Raw genomic sequence first — 2,304 nt, forward strand, 5'->3', positions numbered from 1 at the left:
CTGATGACCCAATCACGCCTGAACTCCCCTACCCGCCGCAACATTCTCAAAAGCGCGGCGCTCGGTTCCGTCGCGGCCATTGCCGCGCCCTACGTTAGAGACAGTTATGCCGCCGGATCGCTGGCGCTCGGCGTTTGGGACCATTGGGTGCCCGGCGCCAACGCCACCTTCAGCAAGCTCTGCAACGAGTGGGGCGCGAAGAACAATTGCGAGGTCAAGATCGACTACATCACCTCGCAGGGCGAGAAGGACAAACTGACCGCGGCGGCCGAAGCCCAAGCCGGCACCGGCCACGACATCATGTCCCACCGCGACTGGAACGTCCGCATTCACCAGAACGTGCTCGAGCCGCTCGACGACGTCGTCGGCCAGCTCACCACGAAATATGGCCCGATCAGCCCGGTCGCCGAATATTTGGCAAAAATCAAAGGCAGTTGGCGTGGCGTCCCGACCACGGTCGGCAGCCAGGTCAAGCCGTGCTGTTCGCGCTTCGACCTCTACCAGCAGCACGCCGGCATCGACGTGCGCGACCTGTTCCCGGCTGACGAATCGAAATGGGACAAGGCCAAGACCGACACCTGGACCTGGGATACCTATCTCACGTCGGCGCAGAAACTGCACGCGGCCGGCTTCCCGGTCGGCCTGCCGATGGGCCAGTCGAGCGACGCGGTCGATTGGGTCGGCGCACTGTTCAACTCCTACGGCGTGGTGATGGTCGACGCCAAGGACAACATCAAGGTCGACTCCGACGAGACTCGCACGGCGCTGGAATATCTCAAGAAGCTGATGGCGGTGAATCCGCCCGAGGTCTATGCCTGGGACGACGCCGGCAATAATCGCTGGCTTATTTCCGGCAAAGGCTCGAGCATCATGAATCCGCCGAGCGCCTGGGCGGTCGCCAAGCGCGACAACCCGAGCGTGGCGGCGAATTGCTGGACCCACCCGATGCCGCGCGGACCCAAGGGCCGCTTCGTCGGACAGCTGCCGCAGTTCTACGGCCTCTGGTCGTTCTCCAAGAACAAGCAGGCGGCCAAGGACCTGTTGACCTATATCTCCCAGAAGGAATCGGCGGCCCAGCTCGTGCAAGCCTCGTTCGGCTACGACCTGCCCTCCTTCAGGAGCATGTACGACCTCGATACCTGGAAGACGGTCGAGCCGCCGGTCGGTACCGTCTACAGCTATCCGCCGCGCGGCGACGAGCAGACCTCGATCGCCGGTGCGCCGGCGCGTTCGGAAGTCGGCGCGCAGATCTACAACCAGGCGATCAATACCGTGATGGTCGCCAAGTTCACGCAGGGCAACGAGAAGCTCGATGACGTCATCAAATGGGCGTCGAACGAGCTCGAAGGAACCTTGCGCGCGTAAGCGCAGCTTCCAGCCTTACGAAGATCAGGCATGCCGGTCCATTTGGCCGGCATGCCGAGAGCATGATCCGGAAAAGTGGAAACCGGTTTTCCGAAAAGATCATGCTCAATCGAGTGCTAGAAATTTGGAATGCGGAAATGCAACGATAATTGCACCTAATTCCGGAGGCCGGTCCGCAAGACCGGCGAGGCATAAATGGCAGATACCGTCCAGACATGGCCCCCGACGTCGCCAAGCCTAGTTAGGCCAAGGCTGCAAGTCGGCCTGCAATCGCCCGCTTTGCGCAATCTGAGACTTTTTCTGCGCCGCCGTTCGACCGTCGCCTTTTTTATGTGCCTGCCGCTGATGATCATCATCGTGTCGCTGGTGATCTATCCGGCGTTTTATTCGATCTATCTGTCGATGTTGAACAAGGCGCAGACGCGCTTTATCGGTCTCGGCAATTTCAGCTTCCTGTTGTCGCGCGACGTGTTCCGCATGGTCATGGAACAGACGGCGATTTTCGCGCTCAGCGCGGTGTTCTTCAAAGCGCTGATCGGGCTCATCACCGCGCATCTCATCAACAATCTGCCCGCCAAGGGCCAGCGCAAATGGCGCGGCATGCTGCTGGTGCCGTGGGTCATACCCCTGGCACTATCGTCGCTCGGCTGGTGGTGGCTGTTCGATCCCACCCACTCCGCCTTCAATTATGTCCTTTCCAGCCTGGGTTTCAATGAAGTCGGATGGCTGAGCGACCCTTATTGGGCGCGCTTTTCCGTGATCCTCGTCAATGTCTGGTACGGCGCACCGTTCTTCCTGATCATGTATCTCGCAGCGCTTAAATCGGTGCCGGAACAGCTCTATGAGGCGGCCTCCATCGACGGCGCCAATGCGTGGCAAAAATTCCGTCACATCACTCTGCCGATGATGCGCAACATCATCGCCATCACCGTGCTGTTT

The 2,304-nt window shown here is 60.2% G+C and carries 2 protein-coding genes; both read left to right on the forward strand.

Annotation, left to right across the window (positions count from 1 at the left end; all coding sequences use genetic code 11):
- A partial coding sequence (locus VK804_RS11490; RefSeq protein WP_325370931.1) for an ABC transporter substrate-binding protein occupies window positions 1–1,365 on the forward strand: 1,365 nt, incomplete at its 5' end.
- Window positions 1,366–1,560: 195 nt separating this feature from the next.
- Window positions 1,561–2,304: carbohydrate ABC transporter permease (locus VK804_RS11495; protein WP_414642758.1), on the forward strand; the 744-nt coding region annotated here is incomplete at its 3' end.

The organism is Bradyrhizobium sp. (assembly GCF_035484855.1).
Classification (GTDB): Bacteria; Pseudomonadota; Alphaproteobacteria; order Rhizobiales; family Xanthobacteraceae; genus Bradyrhizobium.